This window comes from Nonomuraea sp. NPDC051191 (assembly GCF_044455665.1).
In the GTDB taxonomy this organism is placed as follows: Bacteria; Actinomycetota; Actinomycetes; order Streptosporangiales; family Streptosporangiaceae; genus Nonomuraea.
In genome coordinates this window covers 537,612-552,975 of record NZ_JBITEZ010000005.1, presented here as the reverse complement: position 1 = coordinate 552,975, position 15,364 = coordinate 537,612, and the positions used below count along the sequence as shown (strand labels likewise).

Below are 15,364 nucleotides of genomic sequence, written 5' to 3'. Positions count from 1 at the left end.
CGTCCCCCTGGCGATGGGCGGCCGCCCCGAGGAGGTGCGGGCCCCCGAGACGTGGCTGACCGAGGCGGAGCGCGAGCGCGCCGACCGCTTCGTCTTCCCGGCCGACCGCGCCTGTTTCGTCGCGGCCCACCTGCTCGTACGCCTGTGCGCCGCGGCCGTGCTCGACCTGCCGCCGGATGGGCTGACCCTGCTGCAACACTGCGACGTGCACGGCCCCGGCCACGGCAGGCCGTCCCTGCGCGAGGCTCCCGAGCTGGGAGTGAGCTTCAGCCACACCCGCGGCTACGTGGCCGCGGCGGCCGGCCCCGGCCGGGTCGGCGTGGACGCCGAGCACGTGCCGCCGGGCCCGCTGAACGAGGGCCTGGCCGACCACGCGCTCACGCCCGCCGAACGCGCCCTGGTGACCGGCAACGACGACCTGATCCGCCACTGGACCCGCAAGGAAGCCCTGATCAAGCGCGGCGAGCTCACCCTGGACGAGCTGCGCACCACCGAGAGCGACCCGCCGGGCCGCCACCTGCTCGAATGGCGCGCCGATCCGGACATCAGGGTCGCCGTGATCACCGACGCGCCCGCCGGACGGGTGCCCGTCCCGCTGCTCTAGGGCTGGCGGCGGGTGGGGGTGGGGTCGAGGAAGACCAGGTCGACGCCCGGGAAGCGGTCGCGCAGCCGCCGGTCGACCTCGTCGCAGGCGATCTCCACGCCCGCCGCGCTGGCGTCGTCCCGGAAGTCGATCTTGGCGGCGACCATGATGGAGCCCGGCCCGATCATCATCGTCAGCAGCTCGACCACGTCCTCCACCTCGGGCTGGGCCAGCAGCACCGCGCGGATGCCGACCTCGATCTGCCTGGGGGCGGCCTGGCCGATGAGCAGCGACAGGTTCGACTGGATCAGGATGAGCGCCACGACCAGCAGGAGCAGGCCGATGGCGACCGAGGCGGCGCCGTCCCACAGGGCCGAGCCCGACCACTGCGAGCCGACCAGGCCGAGTGCCGCGATCACCAGGCCCACCAGCGCGGCGGCGTCCTCGAACAGCACGGCCTTCAGCGCGGTGTCGGACGTGATCCGCACCAACCGCGCCGGATGGACCTTGTACCTGCCGGCCTCGGCCCGCAACTGCGAGTACGCCTTCGTGAACGAGATGCCCTCGATCACGAACGAGACGGCCAGCACGACGTAGGACGGCGTGAGGTTGCCCAGCTTCTCGCCGGTGCTGATCTGGTGAATCCCGTGGGTGACGGAGAACCCCGCGCCGCCGACCAGCGTCGCGACGGCCGCCATCATCGCCCAGAAGAACCCGGCCTTGCCGTAGCCGAAGGGATGGCGCCGGTCGGGCGGTTTGCCCGCGCGGCGGACGGAGACCAGCAGCAGCAGCTCGGTCACGGTGTCGGCGGCCGAGTGGGCCGCCTCCGACAACATCGCGGCCGAGCCGCCGATCAGTCCGGCGACGAGCTTGGCCAGGGCGATGGTCAGGTTCGCGGCGCCCGCGACCAGCACGGTCACCAGGCTCTCCCCCGACTTCTGCCCCATCCGGTCACTCTACGGCGGCCTCGCGCGGCGGCCCCCCGCAGGTAGCCGCATCGCCACGGGCGTGCGCTAGATTGGGGATCATGAGCGCGCCCCGCTGGCTTTCCCCCTCCGAACAGCGTGCCTGGCGTACGCATCTCGCGCTGCACAAGCTGCTCATGCACCGCCTCGACCGCGAGCTCCAGGAGCATCAGCTCTCGCTGAACGACTACGAGATCCTGGTCAACCTGTCCGAGAGCCCCGAGCGGCGGATGCGGATGAGCGACCTGGCCGACGCCACGATCCAGTCGCGCAGCAGGTTGTCGCACCAGATCTCCCGCATGGAGGCCAAAGGGCTGGTCACCCGGGAGGACTGCCGCGACGACCGGCGCGGCACGTTCGCCGTCCTGACCGACGAGGGCTGGGAGACGATCCAGCGGGTGGCGCCCGACCACGTCGCGAGCGTGCGCGAGCATTTCGTCGACCGGCTCACCGACGACCAGCTCGAAGGGCTGGAGCAGGCGTTCGGGCCGATCGTCGACCATCTGAAGAAGCTGCGCTGACACCCAACCGATATCGCCGACGGCTCACCGGCGTCCCGGGCGGTCGCTACGATCCGCTCATGCTCCGAAAGCTGCTGATCGTCGTCTTGCTCGCGCTCATGCCGGCCTGCTCCGCGGGTGGCGGCGGGGGTGACGAGCTCCCCGCCGGGCCCGACCTGATGAAGAAGTCCTCGGAGGCCATGAAGGCCGTCAAGTCGGCCGGCTTCTCGATCGCCACGGAGGGCAAGCCCCAGGTGCCGCTCAAGAAGGCCGACGGCAGGCTCACCTCGGGCGGCGACGCCGACGGCACGATCACGCTGGAGGTGCTGGGCACGCTGCAGGAGATCACCTTCGCGGTGATCGGCGACACCGTGCACTTCAAGGGCCCGACCGGCGGCTTCCAGACGATGACCAGGCAGCAGCTCGCCCAGTTCTACGACCCGTCGGTGATCCTCAGCCCGGCCAAGGGCATCGCGCAACTGCTCGCCTCGGCGACCGACCCCAAGGTGGAGGCGCTGGAGGACGGCTCGTACCGGGTGGCGACGACGTTCTCCGGGCAGGTCGTGGGGCAGATCGTCCCGGGCGTCACGCAGGGCGTCAACGGCAAGGTCTGGATCGACCGGGCCACCAGCAGGCTGACCAAGGCGAGCCTGCCGCTGCAGAACGGCACGGTCACGGTGACGTTCAGCGACTACGACGCGCCGGTCACGATCACGCCGCCCCCCTCCGGGTGAGCACGGTGAGCCGGGCGACCTCCCTCGACCGCGCCCGCCGGGTCGCGCTCGGCGCGGGCGGCGCCGTGGTGCTGCTGGCCGCGCTCGACGCCTACGTGGTCGTGACGGTCCTGATGGACATCGCCCATGACGTGGGCGTGCCACAGAACCACCTGGAACGCGTCACGCCGGTCGTCACCGGGTTCCTGCTCGGGTACGTCGCCGCGATGCCGCTGCTCGGCCAGCTCTCCGACCGTTACGGCCGGCGTCCGCTGATCCACGCCTGCCTGGCGGCGTTCGCGCTCGGCTCGGTGCTGACCGCGCTGGCGGCCGGTGAGGCGATGGTGGTGTCGGGCCGTACGGTGCAGGGCGTGGCGGGCGGGGCGCTGCTGCCGATCACGATGGCGCTGATCGGCGACCTGTGGGAGGAGCGCGACCGGCCGCTCGCGCTCGGCGCGGTGGGCGCGGCGCAGGAGCTGGGCAGCGCCCTCGGCCCCCTGTACGGCGGCGTGCTGGCGCTGGTCCCGCCGGTCGCCGTGGCGGGCGTGGAGCTGGGCGGCTGGCATGCCATCTTCTGGGTCAACGTGCCCCTCGCCGCCCTGGCCGCCGTCGCCGTGCAGCGTACGGTCCCGGCCCGGCCTCCCTCCGGCACGGCCCGCGTCGACGTCGTCGGCGGCGCGCTGCTGGCCCTGGCGCTGGCCCTCCTGGTCGTCGGCCTGTACAACCCCGATCCGGCCACGACCGTGCTGCCGCCGTGGGGGCCGCCGGTGATCGCGGGCGGCGCGGTGGCGGGCGGCGTCTTCGTCTGGTGGGAGATCCGCTCCCCGGTCCGGCTGCTCGACCTGTCGGCCGCCCGCAAGTCGCCGCTGCTGGCGACGCTGGCCGTGAGCTTCCTGACGGGCGCGGCGCTGCTGGTGACGATGGTGTTCGTGCAGTTCGCCGCACAGACGCTGCTGGATCAGGACGCCCTCGGCGCGGCGCTGGTCCTGGCCAGGTTCCTCGGCGCGCTGACCGTGGGCGCGCTGCTCGGCGGCGTGCTGGCCCGGCGCGTGGGCGAACGCGCGGTGGCCGTGCCGGGCCTGCTGGTCGCGGCGGCCGGATACTGGCTGATGAGCCGCTGGCCGCTCGACCTGGCCGGGGCGGGCCTCGCCGTGGACGCCGACCTGGTCGTGGCGGGGCTCGGCCTCGGCCTGGTGATCGCGCCGGTCTCGTCGGCGGTCCTGCGGGTGAGCCCGGCCGTCCAGCACGGCGTCGCCTCGGCGGCGGTCGTGGTGGCCAGGATGATGGGCATGCTCGTCGGTGTGGCGGGCGTGTCGGCGTGGGGGTTCCACCGGTTCCAGTCGCTGACCGCCCACCTGGACACGCCGCTGCCGTTCGGCGTCGACGCGCAGACCTACCGGCGGCGGCTGGCCGACTACCTGGCCGAGATCGACGCCGCCCTGCACGTCGAGTACACCGAGATGTTCCTGCTCACGGCGTTCGTCTGCCTGCTGGGGGCGGCCGTGGCGCTGCTCATGCCGCGCCGCGCCCTGCCGGAGGCGGCGCCCGCCCTCGCGGACGCCGCCCCCGACACCGAACATTGACCGCGGATCAGGTGGCGCCGCCGGTCAGGGTGACAGGCGGTGCAGGTCGCGGGGGAAGGCGGTGGTCTGGCGGATGTTGGCGGCGCCGGTCAGCCGGGCCGTCCAGCGTTCCAGGCCGAGCGCGAACCCGCCGTGCGGCGGCATCCCGTACCGGAACGCCTGGAGGTAGCCCTCGTACGGCTCCACGTCCCCGTCCAGGGCCTGGACGTAGTCCTCGTACCGGTGCAGCCGCTGGCCGCCGGTCACCAGCTCCAGGCCCCTGAACAGCAGGTCGAAGCCATTGGAGTAGCCCGGTCTGGCCGGGTCGGGATGGGTGTAGAAGGGCCGCTTGGACATCGGGTAACCGGTGACGAACAGGAACTCCGACCCGTGCTCGCGCAGCGCCCACTCCGACAACCACCGTTCCTGGGCCGGTGACAGGTCGGGCTCGTCCTCGCCGGTCAGCCGCTGGGCCTCGGTGAAGTGCACGGACGGGATCTCGGCCGGGACGACCGGCAGCACGGCCCCGGCCACCTCGACGGCGGACGCGGCCCGGCGGCGCACCGACTCGACCATGCCCGCGACGACCTCCCGCAACACCGCCATCACGTCCCGGTGGTCGGCCACGAAGCCCAGCTCGGCGTCGAGGCTGGTGTACTGGGCCAGGTGGCGGACGGTGTCGTGCGGCTCGGCACGGAAGACCGGCCCGACCTCGTAGACCCGCTCGAACACCCCGACCATCGTCTGCTTGTAGAACTGCGGCGACTGCGCGAGGTAGGCGCGGCGGCCGAAGTAGTCGATGCCGAAGACGTTCGCGCCGGACTCGGTGGCCGAGGCCACGATCTTGGGCGTGTGGATCTCGGTGAACCCGAGCCCGTCCAGCGCCTCGCGGAACCCGGCCACACTCGCCGCCGAGATCTCCAGCGGCGCCCGCAGCAGCGGATGCCGCAGCGCGACGGGCGCGTGGTCGAGGACCGTCGGCAGCGTCGCGCCCACGACCGGCCGGTAGAGGTCGAACGGCGGCGCCTGGGCGGGCTCGGCCAGGACCTCGATCTCCGGCTCGGTCAGCTCGACCCCGCCCGGCGCCTGCCCGGCCGGGGTCACGGTGCCGGTGACCCGGACGACGCTCTCCTCCGGCGGCAGTTCCCCGGACGCGCTGACGACCTGCGCCAGCCCGGCACGGTCGCGTACGACCAGGAAGGAGACGGATTTCAGATGCCGGCGGCGATGGACCCAGCCGGCGATCGTCACTCGTCGGCCGGCGTGCTCAGCGAGCGACGCCGACAGGACACGAGAGATCATTACAGCTCCTCTGCAGGAAATGCATGACCCCTTGGGAGTGCGGGGGAGAAGGGAGCTCCCGGTGCCACCGCACTTTCGCCGCCCGCGAAGGGGCGGCCTCCACGACCCGATGACGGGGGTCAGGCCGGCGGGGCATTTCCTCCCCGCACTCAGGAGTGTCTTCGCCAGCGGAACACGGGACCGCCTTCACAGCTCCCGGCGGCTCTCTGGGCCCGTGCGGCCCGCTGGCTACTCGTCTCCGTCCACGCGTTGCCGTAGATCATACGGCAACGCCGTTACTTGTCCTTCTTGGGACGCTTCTCCCGGATCTTCATCGTGACGTCGATCGGCGACCCGGCGAACCCGAACTCCTCGCGGATGCGTCGCTCGATGAAGCGCCGGTAGGTGTCCTCCAGCCAGCCGGAGGTGAACAGCACGAACTTCGGCGGCTCGACGGACGCCTGCGTGGCGAACAGGATCTTCGGCTGCTTGCCACCCCGGACGGGCGGCGGCGTCGCGTGCACCAGCTCGGTCAGGAACGCGTTGAGCCGCGCCGTCGGCACCCGGGTGGACCAGGAGTCGAGCGCCTTCTCCAGCGCGGGCACCAGCCGGTCCATGTGGCGGCCGGTCTTGGCGGAGATGTTCACCCGCAGCGCCCACGGGGTGCGCACGAGCTGCCGGTCGATCTCCTTCTCCAGGTAGTAGCGGCGGTCCTCGTCGACGAGGTCCCACTTGTTGAACGCCACCACCATGGCCCGCCCGGACTCGATCACCAGGCCGATGATCCGCAGGTCCTGCTCGGTGAGCGGCTCGCTGGCGTCGATCAGCACGATCGCCACCTCCGAGCGGTCGAGGGCGGCGCGGGTGCGCATGGCCGCGTAGAAGTCGGCCCCCTGCAGCTCGCGGTCGCGCCGCCGGATGCCGGCGGTGTCGACGAAACGCCAGGTGCGCCCGCCCAGCTCGATCAGCTCGTCGACCGGGTCGCGGGTGGTGCCCGCCATCGGGTCGACCAGCACCCGCTCCTCCCCCGCCAGCTTGTTGAGCAGCGAGGACTTGCCCACGTTGGGCTTGCCGAGCAGTGCCACGCGGGCCGGGCCGCGCTCGCCGCCGAAGGTCAGCTGCGGCGTCTCGGGCAGCGCGTCGAGCACCACGTCGAGCAGGTCGCCGCTGGAGCGGCCGTGCAGCGCGGAGACCGGGTAGGGCTCGCCGAGCCCGAGGGCCCACAGCCCGGCGGCCTCCAGCTCTAGCTGCTGGTTGTCGACCTTGTTGGCGGCCAGGATCACCGGCTTGCCCGACTGGCGCAGCACCGCGCCCACGATCTCGTCGGCGTCGGTCGCGCCCACGGTGGCGTCGACCACGAACACGATCACGTCGGCCAGCTCGACCGCGACCTGGGCCTGCTCGGCGATGCGCAGGTTCATCCCGGTGGCGTCAGGGTCCCAGCCGCCGGTGTCGACGACGGTGAAGCGGCGGCCGCGCCAGTTGGCGTCGTAGGTGACGCGGTCGCGGGTGACGCCCGGCACGTCTTCGACGACCGCCTCGCGGCGGCCGATGATGCGGTTGACCAGCGTGGACTTGCCCACGTTGGGGCGGCCCACGATGGCGACGACCGGCAGAGGCGTGGTGTCGCCGTGCTCGGTGACTTCCAGCTCGTCGAGGTCAGCCTCGACCCAATCCCCCGTTGACATGATTGTTCATCCTTAGGTGAGTACCGCACCTGGAGGTCAGGTGCGCTCCTTGACCAGCCTCAGCACCTCCGCGATGACCTCTTCGAGGTTGAGCGCGGTGGTGTCGAGCTCGACGGCGCCATCCGCCATCGAGAGTGGGTCCGTCTTACGTGTCGAGTCCAGGGTGTCACGGCGTTCCATGGCGGCCTGCTGCGCCTCCACCGTGGAGCCGGTCAGCTCCGCGCTCCTGCGGCGGGCACGGGCCTCGGCGCTGGCCGTCAGGTAGACCTTGACGGGCGCGTCGGGGCAGACGACCTTGCCGATGTCGCGGCCCTCGACCACGATGTCACCGGCGCCGGCGATCTCCCGCTGGAGCGCGACCAGCAGCCTGCGCACCTCGGGGACGGCGGCGACGGCCGAGACCGCGCCGGTCACGTCGGACTCCCGGATGGGCGCGCCCACGTCGACGCCGTCGACGTGGATCGTGGGGCCCTCGGGGTCGGTGCCGGAGACGATGGACGGCTCGCCGCAACGGGCCGCGATCGCCTCGGGATCGCCCAGGTCGACGCCCTGCCGGAGCATCCACCACGTCATCGCCCGGTACATGGCCCCGGTGTCGAGGTAACGCAGGCCCAGCGCACGGGCGACCCCGCGCGACACGCTCGACTTGCCCGACCCCGAAGGACCGTCCATGGCGACGACCAGACCGGACACGGCCTCTCCCTCTTCACGTGTGTTTCCCCAACCTGAAGAGGCTACCGCCTCCGGTCAGTCCGCGATCCAGCTCCCGTGGAAGCCGAGCGGGACCCTGGCAGGCAGGTGGACGGTGGCCACCGGCTCGCCGGTGAAGTCCTGGGCCGACAGGATCACCAGGTCGGCCGCTCCCCTGGCCGGGTCGTTGACGTAGGTGAGCAGGTAGCCGTCGTCCTCGGCGGCGCCGGAGGGCACGAACACCGGCTCCCCCACGTACGCGCCCCGCCCGAACCGCCGCGACTCCTGCGTGCCGCGCTCCAGGTCGTGCTTGATGAGCGTGTTGTCGAACGCCTCGTCGGGCAGGTCCTCCAGCTCGGCGCCGGCCGGGTAGATCACGTCGTGCAGGTCGGCGGCGGCCGAGGTGTAGCCGTAGCGGTACGGGCTGCCGGTGCGGCGCTCGTCGATGCGCGGGAACTCCTGCGGACGGTCGTCCAGGCGGGTGGTGGTGACCCGGCCGGCGGCGGGGTCGACGCGCCACCGGTCGAGCGTGGGCGCGCCGCCCAGGTCGAGCCGGGCGTCCACGAACCGCTTGGGGTAGCGGACGACGTCCACCACGACCTCGTCGCCGTCGTCGTAGGCGTTGAGCGTGTGGAAGACCCAGCACGGGTCGATGTCCACCCAGCGCACGTCGCCGGTCTCGCGCGAGAGCAGGCCGAGGCGGGCCGGGCGGTCGTCGTCCCACGCGTACGGGAGCGGCGCGCCGCGCTCGGCGTGGGCCATGCTGAGCGTGACCGGCAGGTCGTAGATCACGACGAATCGGCGGGTCAGCGCGAAGTCGTGCAGCATCGGGCGGTCGGCGACCGGGACGTCCCTGACCTGGGCCACCACACCCTTGGGGTCGATCACGATGTGCTGGTGGTGGTCCCAGCCGGCGAAGTAGGCCATGGCGTGCAGCTCGCCGGTGACCGGGTCGAGGTGGGTGTGGGCGGCGTACCCGCCGGGCAGGCCGCCGACGAAGTCGCACGCGCCGACCGTGTCGAGCTCGTAGCTCAGCTCGTACGGCAGCCCGCCCGCCTCCACGGTCGCGAACGTGCGCCCGGCGATGCCGATGACGTGCGTGTTGGCCGCGAAGTCCATGCCCGCGTGCACCGGGCCCGGCGCCGGCGTCCCGCCCAGCCGCCGGGCGACCTCGGCGTTGCGCACCCACCGGTTGCGGTACCACTCGGCCCGCCCGCCGCGCAGCCGCACGCCGTGCACCATGCCCTCGCCCATGAACAGGTGGGTGGCGGACGGGTCGTCGAGGCTGAGCGGGTTGGGCCCGTTGCGCAGGTAGCGACCGTCGAGCTCGGCGGGGATGCGGCCGGTGACCTCCAGGTCGAAGGCCGTGATCTCCTCCGTCGCGGGTGCGAAGCCGTTGCGGAAGGGGGTGGTGGTCATCGTGCGCTTCCTCTCAGGTCTGGAACGGCGTGAGCACGGAGGTGCAGAGCAGCAGGAAGCGCTGTCCGGCCTCGGCGCTGTCGAAGAAGCCGGAGATCTCCAGGCTCACGGCGCCGTGGATCGCCATCCACAGCACGTCGGCTATCTCGCCGGCGGCGGCCCCGCGCAGCCGTCCGGCCTCCAGGCAGGCGGCCACGGCCTCGACCAGGATGTCGAACGTCCGCCGCCCGGCGGTGACCGCGTCGGGGCCGGGCTGGAAGCCGTGCATCGCGTTCTGGAACATGACCCGGTAGTAGTCGGGCTCGTCCAGCGCGTACTCGCGGTAGGCCGCCAGGCCCGCGTGCAGCGCCGGGAGCGGGTCCTCCTGGGCGGGGACGGCCAGCAGCCGCGCCTCCAGCCGGGCGAAGCCCTCCAGCCACAACGCCTCGCTGAGGCCGTCCTTGCCGCCGAAGAGGGTGTAGATCACCTTCGTGGAGCAGCCGACCTGGCCCGAGATGCGCCGTACGGTGAGCGCCGCCGGGCCCTCGGCGACGAGCAGGCTCTTCGCGGCGTCGAGGATGGCCGACCTGACCACGCTCTGGCCTTCCTGCTGGGCTTGCCGGTACGCGGTGACCGCCATTGAGTAACACCGTTTCTTGTCGGTAACGCTGTTACCGTCCTTTGTACGCCTCCCCCGGCCCACCGTCAATGCCTCCCGCGAGGAGTAGGCGGGCCCGCCCAGGTAAGAGGTCCGGCGTGACGGAGACGAAGCGAGCGCGGGTCACGGTCGTGGTGGCCTCCAGGGACCGGGTCCGCTCGCTGGCCCGCACGCTGCCCCGCCACCCGAGTCCGGTGATCCTCGTCGACAACGGCTCCACCGACGGGACCGCCGGTTTCGTCGCCAAGCACTTCCCCGACGTCCGCGTGGTCGAGGCGGGGGCCAACCTCGGCGCACCGGCGCGCAACGTCGGCGTGCGACTGGCCGAGACCCCGTACGTCGCCTTCGCCGACGACGACTCCTGGTGGGCGCCGGGCGCGCTGGAGCGGGCGGCCGACGTGCTGGACGCCCATCCCCGCCTGGCGGTGCTGGGCGCGCGCGTGCTGGTCGGGCCGCAGGAGCGGCTGGACCCCGTCTCGGAGGCGATGCGCGACTCCCCGCTCGGCGTCGAGGACGACCTGCCCGGACCCAGCGTGCTCGGCTTCCTGGCCTGCGGGGCCGTCGTGCGCAAGGAGGCGTTCCTGGACGCCGGCGGCTTCGACGACGTGATCTTCTTCTTCGGCGAGGAGGAACGGCTGGCCGTGGACCTGGCCGCGCGCGGCTGGGGGCTGGCCTATGTGGAGGACGTCGTCGCCCACCACCACCCGTCACCCTCCCGCGACCCGCGCGGCAGGCAGGCGCTGGCGGCGCGCAACGCCGTGCTGACCGCCGTGCTGCGCCGTCCGTGGCCGGTGGTGGCCCGACGGTCCCTTCAGGCGCTGCTGGGCGGTCCCGCGGGCCGCCGGGGGCTGCGCACCGCCGTACGGCGGCTGCCCAGGGCCCTGGCCGCCCGGCGCGGCCTGCCGGTCGCCGTGGAACGCGCCCGGCGCAGGCTGGAACGGGCCGCCGACTGAGGGGGCTCGGCGCCGGCCCGTCGTGCCCAGCGTCCCTTGATCAGGGGACCTGCCAGCCGCGTTCGCGCAGGGCTCCGGCGAGCGGCGTGGCCGCGTCCGGCTGGACCCACAGCTCGGCGATGCCCAGGGGCAGCCCCGGCGCGTGCTCCAGCCGCACGTCCTCGACGTTGACCCCGACCTCGTCGCACACCTGGAACAGCCGCGCGAGCTGCCCGGGACGGTCACCGATGACCACCTGGACGACCACATAGGCCGGGGCGGGACCGCCGTGCTTGCCCGGGATGCGCCCGTGCCCGGCGACGCCGCGCTTCAGAAGATGGGTCAGTTCACCGCTCGCGGTGCCGTCACCCTCGGCCAGCGAGCGCAGCGCGGTCGCGGCCTCGGCCAGGTCGCGGGAGACGGCCTCCAGCACCTCGGCGACCGGCGTCGCGTTGCCCGACAGGATGCCGAGCCAGAGCCCGGGGTCGCCGCCCGCGATCCTGGTCACGTCGCGCACCCCCTGCCCGGCCAGGCCGAGCGCGACCTCGGTGGCGTCCGCCAGGCGGGCCGCCACGGCCGAGGCGGCGACGTGGGGGGCGTGCGAGACGACGGCGACCGCGCGGTCGTGCTCCTCGGCGCCCACCTCGACGGGGTTGGCCCCGCACAGCTCGATCAGCCTCAGCACCGCCGCCCTGGCCTCCGCCGCGGCCTCGCCGGTCGGGCACAACGCCCACGGCCGGCCGAGGAACAGGTCGGCCCTGGCCGCCCCCGGGCCGGACTTCTCCCGCCCGGCCAGCGGGTGGGAGGCGACGTAGGACGTCAGGTCGCAGCCCAGCCGCGCGGCCTGACTGATGGGCTCGGCCTTGACGCTGGCGACGTCGGTGTAGAACCGGGCCACGCCGCGCTTCTGCAGCTTCAGCAGCTCGTCGGCGACGTGGGCCGGGGGCACCGCGATGACCGCCAGGTCCACCTGCCCGGCGGGCGCCCGGTCCGGCTCCCACTCCTCGCCCGCGCCCAGCTCCCTGGCCAGCCGCACGGCGGCCGCGTCACGGTCGGCGAGCAGCACGCGCACGTCGTGCTTGCGCAGCGCCAGGGCCGCCGAGGTGCCGATGAGACCGGTGCCGACGACGAGCACGGTACGGAGTTCCGAGGCCATATCGATGTCCTGATTTATCGGGCTGGTGAGAGTGTTGCCTGTCGTGTCCGCCAGGCAGGTGCCGTACGACTCCGCCAGGCGGACGCCGCACGGCGATCCGGCTCGCGGCAGGCGCGCCTACTGGGCGATGTCCTGCCGCAGCGCGACCGCGCCCCGCAGATACACATGCTGCATCTCTGCCCGCGGACGGTCGGTCTCCACATGGGCCATCAGGCGCACCACGCGGGGCAGCGCGCCCGGCACGTCGATCTCGGTGCAGCAGATCAGCGGGACGTCGTGGAAACCCAGCTTGCGCGCCGCCAGGGCGGGGAACTCGGCGGTCAGGTCGGGGGTGGCGGTGAACAGCACGCTGATCACGTCGTCCGTGGTGAGGCTGTTGCGCTCCATGAGCGCCTGGACCAGCTCGGTCGTCCCCTGGATGATCGAGTCACGGTCGTCGGCGTCCAGCTGGATCGCCCCGCGGATCGCCCGCACCATGCGCCTTCTCCCCCTCCATAGCGGGAGAGCCCGTGCGAGATACGCACGGGCTCCTGCGTTCCGGCCAGATTACAGCTTCACGGCCGCGTAAAGTTCGCCGACCTCCTTCAAGGTCAGCGCGCGGACCGTGCCGGCCTTGGTGCGGCCCAGCTTCACCGGGCCGAACTCGATCCTGGCCAGGTCGATCACCCGGTGACCGGCCTCCTCCAGCATGCGCCTGACGACGTGCTTGCGGCCCTCGTGCAGCACCACCTCGACCAGCGCCTGCTGGCCGTGCTCCTGCACGATGGCGAAGCTGTCGGCCTTGGCGATGCCGTCCTCCAGCTCGATGCCCTGCCGGAGCCTGCGGCCGAGGTCGCGCGGGATCGGCCCCGGCACCTTGGCCCAGTACTTCTTCTGCACCCCGTAGCTGGGGTGCGTCAGCCGGTTGGCCAGCTCGCCGTCGTTGGTGAGCAGCAGCAGGCCCTCGGTCTCGGTGTCGAGCCGGCCGACGTGGAACAGCCTCGGCGCCAGCTCCTCGACGTAGTCGGCCAGGCACGGGCGGCCCTGCGGGTCGTCCATGGTGGACACGACGCCGATCGGCTTGTTGAGGGCGTAGTAGACCAGGTCGGGGGCGGTCGGGATGCGCTTGCCGTCGACGTGGATGACCTGGGTCGCGGGGTCGACCTTGGCGCCGAACCGGCGGACGACCTGGCCGTTGACCGTGACGCGGCCGTCGCCGATCATCTCCTCGCACGCGCGCCTGCTGGCCACACCCGCCTGGGCGAGCACCTTCTGCAGGCGCACGCCGTTGGGGACCTCGGTGGTGTCGCGCTCGTCGGTGTAGTCGTCGTCGTAGAAGGCACGGTCGCGCAGCGGCTGGCGGGCGGCCTTGACGCGCCTGGCCTGGGGGCTCTGGGAGCCGGCCGCAGGCCGTCCGCCGCCGAGCGTCTGCACGTCGTCGCGCCTCGGGGTACGCGGCTGCTGCCCGCGCGGGTTGTCCTCGCGCCTGCCGAACCGGGCACGGGTGTTGCCCGCGCCGGCCGAGCGGGGGGCCTCGTCCCTGCGCCCGCCGCGGTCGGCACGGAAGCCGCCGCGCTCCTGACGCTCGCCGTCGCCGCCACGTGCGGGACGTGCGCCGCCACGGGAGTCGGCGTAACCGCGCCGCTCGCCCGCGTGACCACCGCGACCGGCGGAAGACCCGCCACGACCGCCGGAGAAGCCGCCCCGGTCACCCGAGGGGCCACCGCGCTCGCCGGAGTATCCGCCACGGTCGCCGGAGTACCCGCCGCGCTCGCCACCGGAGTAACCACTGCGCTCACCGCGCCGGTCGCCGCCGTAGCCGCCGCGCCGGTCGTCGCCGAACCTGCCCCGGTCGCCGGACCGGGCAGCCCCGCCGAAGCCCTCGCCACGCGGCCGGTCGCCACCCTCACGACGCGGACGCTCGAAACCGCCCTCACGACGAGGACGGTCGCCACCCTCATGACGGGGACGCTCGAAACGGTCGCCACGCGGGCCGCGGTCACCGCGGTCACCGCGGTCGTCACGGAAGCGGTCGCCGCCGGCCGGCCGGTCGGCGCGCTGGTAGCGGTCGTCGCGGTCGTCACGCGCCGGACGGTCCGCGCGGTCGCCGCGCGGGTAGCCGTCGCGGTCGCCGCCGGAACGGCCGAAGCGGTCGCCACCGGAGGCGGGGCGACCGGAACGGTCACCGCCGAAGCCGGGCCGGCCGGAACGCTCGCCGCCGGAACGCCCGGAGCGGTCGCCACCGGAGGCGGGACGGCCGGAGCGGTCGCCACCGGAGGCGGGACGGCCGGAGCGGTCGCCGCCGCGGGGGCCGGAGTCCTGGCGGGCGCGGTCGTCGCGGTCGCCGTAGCGGGCGCGGGCTCCGCCGCGGTCCGCGCGGAGGGAGTCGCGGCGGGGGTCGTCCCCGCCGAAGCCGCCGCCGAAGGTGTCGCGGCGGTTGTCGTCGGAGCGGAAGGCGGGACGCCCGCCGCGGCCGGAGCCGCCGGTACGTCCACGACCGCGTCCATCACCGGACGGGGTGCTGCGCCTGTTGATCACTTTGTTGTCTCCTCGAGGTTCTCCACGTCGTCGGGGAGGAAGGGAGCGAGCTCGGGAAGCTCGCTGAGGTCCCGCAGTCCCAGACGTTCCAGGAAGTATGAGCTTGTCCGGTAGAGCACTGCCTGGCTCTCCGGGTCGGTGCCGGCCTCTTCGACCAGCCCCCTGGCGACGAGCGTCCGCATGACGCCGTCGCTGTTGACGCCGCGTACGGCGGCGACGCGGGCGCGGCTCACCGGTTGCCGGTAGGCCACGACCGCGAGGGTCTCCAGCGCGGCCTGGGTCAGCCGCGTCTGCTGGCCGTCGCGGACGAACCGCTCGACCAGCGCCGCGCAGTCGGCCCGCGTGTAGAAACGCCAGCCACCCGCAACTTCCCGCAGATCAAAACCCCGCCCGGCGTCGGTATATTCCTTCGCCAGCCCTCTGAGTGCCGCCGCGACCTCGTGGGTGGGGCGCTCCAGCACCTGGGCCAGCGTGATCTCGGCGACGGGCTCGTCGACGACCATCAGGATGGCCTCCAGGGCCGCCTCAAGAGCGGGCCCCGCCGCCTGAGCCTCCTCCTCCGGGGCGTCCTGCCGGCCCTCCTCCCGGTCGGCGACGCTCACCGGCGCGGCCTCGGAAGGCGCGGCGGTGTCCGAGGGCCGCTCGGGGCCGGCGGAAGGCGACTCCGGGAAGGACGACTCGGGCGACGGCGAGGGCTTCGGCGGCGCGACCGGGAGGTCGG

15 protein-coding genes are annotated in these 15,364 nt (G+C 73.2%); 5 read left to right on the top strand and 10 right to left on the bottom strand.

Going from position 1 to position 15,364, the window contains the following annotated elements:
• The first annotated feature begins 13 nt into the window (after nucleotides 1-13).
• Entirely contained in the window at nucleotides 14-604 is a 591-nt protein-coding gene (locus ACIA8R_RS17450; RefSeq protein ID WP_357704553.1) for a 4'-phosphopantetheinyl transferase superfamily protein, read from the top strand.
• Here ACIA8R_RS17450 and ACIA8R_RS17445 read toward each other — a convergent pair.
• Nucleotides 601-1,530, bottom strand: a complete 930-nt coding sequence (locus ACIA8R_RS17445; RefSeq protein ID WP_397039150.1) for a cation diffusion facilitator family transporter — start codon at nucleotides 1,528-1,530, stop codon at nucleotides 601-603. The two genes, ACIA8R_RS17450 and ACIA8R_RS17445, sit on opposite strands and share 4 nt — an antisense overlap.
• An 80-nt stretch (nucleotides 1,531-1,610) precedes the next feature.
• Between ACIA8R_RS17445 and ACIA8R_RS17440 the strand changes: the two genes are divergently transcribed.
• Genes ACIA8R_RS17440 through ACIA8R_RS17430 form a run of 3 tightly spaced genes read left to right on the top strand, consistent with a single transcriptional unit; the run spans nucleotide 1,611 to nucleotide 4,344 of the window.
• Nucleotides 1,611-2,069: a MarR family transcriptional regulator gene (locus ACIA8R_RS17440; RefSeq protein WP_357704549.1), complete on the top strand. Its 459-nt coding sequence runs from the start codon at nucleotides 1,611-1,613 to the stop codon at nucleotides 2,067-2,069.
• Nucleotides 2,070-2,128: 59 nt separating this feature from the next.
• A complete protein-coding gene (locus ACIA8R_RS17435; protein WP_397039148.1) occupies nucleotides 2,129-2,782 on the top strand; it encodes an LppX_LprAFG lipoprotein in 654 nt (217 codons plus the stop codon).
• 5 nt (nucleotides 2,783-2,787) lie between these two features.
• Complete coding sequence (locus tag ACIA8R_RS17430; RefSeq protein ID WP_397039146.1) at nucleotides 2,788-4,344, top strand: MFS transporter; 1,557 nt, start codon at nucleotides 2,788-2,790, stop codon at nucleotides 4,342-4,344.
• 24 nt (nucleotides 4,345-4,368) lie between these two features.
• Here the strand turns inward: ACIA8R_RS17430 and aspS are convergent, their stop codons facing one another.
• From aspS to ACIA8R_RS17405, 5 genes are all read right to left on the bottom strand, one after another.
• The gene (gene aspS, locus ACIA8R_RS17425) at nucleotides 4,369-5,625 is read right to left on the bottom strand and encodes an aspartate--tRNA(Asn) ligase (RefSeq protein ID WP_364092573.1); all 1,257 of its coding nucleotides are present in this window, start codon (nucleotides 5,623-5,625) and stop codon (nucleotides 4,369-4,371) included.
• Nucleotides 5,626-5,900: 275 nt separating this feature from the next.
• Nucleotides 5,901-7,292, bottom strand: a complete 1,392-nt coding sequence (gene der / locus ACIA8R_RS17420; RefSeq protein ID WP_364092575.1) for a ribosome biogenesis GTPase Der — start codon at nucleotides 7,290-7,292, stop codon at nucleotides 5,901-5,903.
• A gap of 36 nt (nucleotides 7,293-7,328) precedes the next feature.
• Nucleotides 7,329-7,985: a (d)CMP kinase gene (gene cmk / locus ACIA8R_RS17415; RefSeq protein WP_397039144.1), complete on the bottom strand. Its 657-nt coding sequence runs from the start codon at nucleotides 7,983-7,985 to the stop codon at nucleotides 7,329-7,331.
• A 54-nt stretch (nucleotides 7,986-8,039) separates the two neighbouring features.
• Complete coding sequence (locus ACIA8R_RS17410; protein WP_364092578.1) at nucleotides 8,040-9,401, bottom strand: carotenoid oxygenase family protein; 1,362 nt, start codon at nucleotides 9,399-9,401, stop codon at nucleotides 8,040-8,042.
• A 13-nt stretch (nucleotides 9,402-9,414) separates the two neighbouring features.
• Nucleotides 9,415-10,020 (bottom strand): TetR/AcrR family transcriptional regulator, encoded by a 606-nt coding sequence (locus ACIA8R_RS17405; RefSeq protein WP_364092580.1) that lies wholly within the window; start codon nucleotides 10,018-10,020, stop codon nucleotides 9,415-9,417.
• 116 nt (nucleotides 10,021-10,136) lie between these two features.
• On the opposite strand from ACIA8R_RS17405, the gene ACIA8R_RS17400 reads away from it, so the two are divergent.
• A complete protein-coding gene (locus ACIA8R_RS17400) occupies nucleotides 10,137-10,991 on the top strand; it encodes a glycosyltransferase (RefSeq protein WP_364092582.1) in 855 nt (284 codons plus the stop codon).
• 40 nt (nucleotides 10,992-11,031) lie between these two features.
• Here ACIA8R_RS17400 and ACIA8R_RS17395 read toward each other — a convergent pair whose 3' ends face one another.
• The 4 genes from ACIA8R_RS17395 to scpB all read right to left on the bottom strand — a co-directional run bounded on the left by ACIA8R_RS17395 (nucleotide 11,032) and on the right by scpB (nucleotide 15,245).
• The gene (locus ACIA8R_RS17395; RefSeq protein ID WP_357704532.1) at nucleotides 11,032-12,126 is read right to left on the bottom strand and encodes a prephenate dehydrogenase; all 1,095 of its coding nucleotides are present in this window, start codon (nucleotides 12,124-12,126) and stop codon (nucleotides 11,032-11,034) included.
• Between the two features lie 117 nt (nucleotides 12,127-12,243).
• On the bottom strand, nucleotides 12,244-12,603 hold the full coding sequence (gene aroH, locus ACIA8R_RS17390) for a chorismate mutase (protein ID WP_357704530.1): 360 nt from the start codon (nucleotides 12,601-12,603) through the stop codon (nucleotides 12,244-12,246).
• 69 nt (nucleotides 12,604-12,672) lie between these two features.
• Complete coding sequence (locus tag ACIA8R_RS17385) at nucleotides 12,673-14,643, bottom strand: pseudouridine synthase (RefSeq protein WP_397039142.1); 1,971 nt, start codon at nucleotides 14,641-14,643, stop codon at nucleotides 12,673-12,675.
• Entirely contained in the window at nucleotides 14,640-15,245 is a 606-nt protein-coding gene (gene scpB, locus ACIA8R_RS17380) for an SMC-Scp complex subunit ScpB (RefSeq protein WP_397039246.1), read from the bottom strand. The genes ACIA8R_RS17385 and scpB overlap by 4 nt, the downstream gene beginning before the upstream one ends.
• Nucleotides 15,246-15,364: the final 119 nt, after the last annotated feature.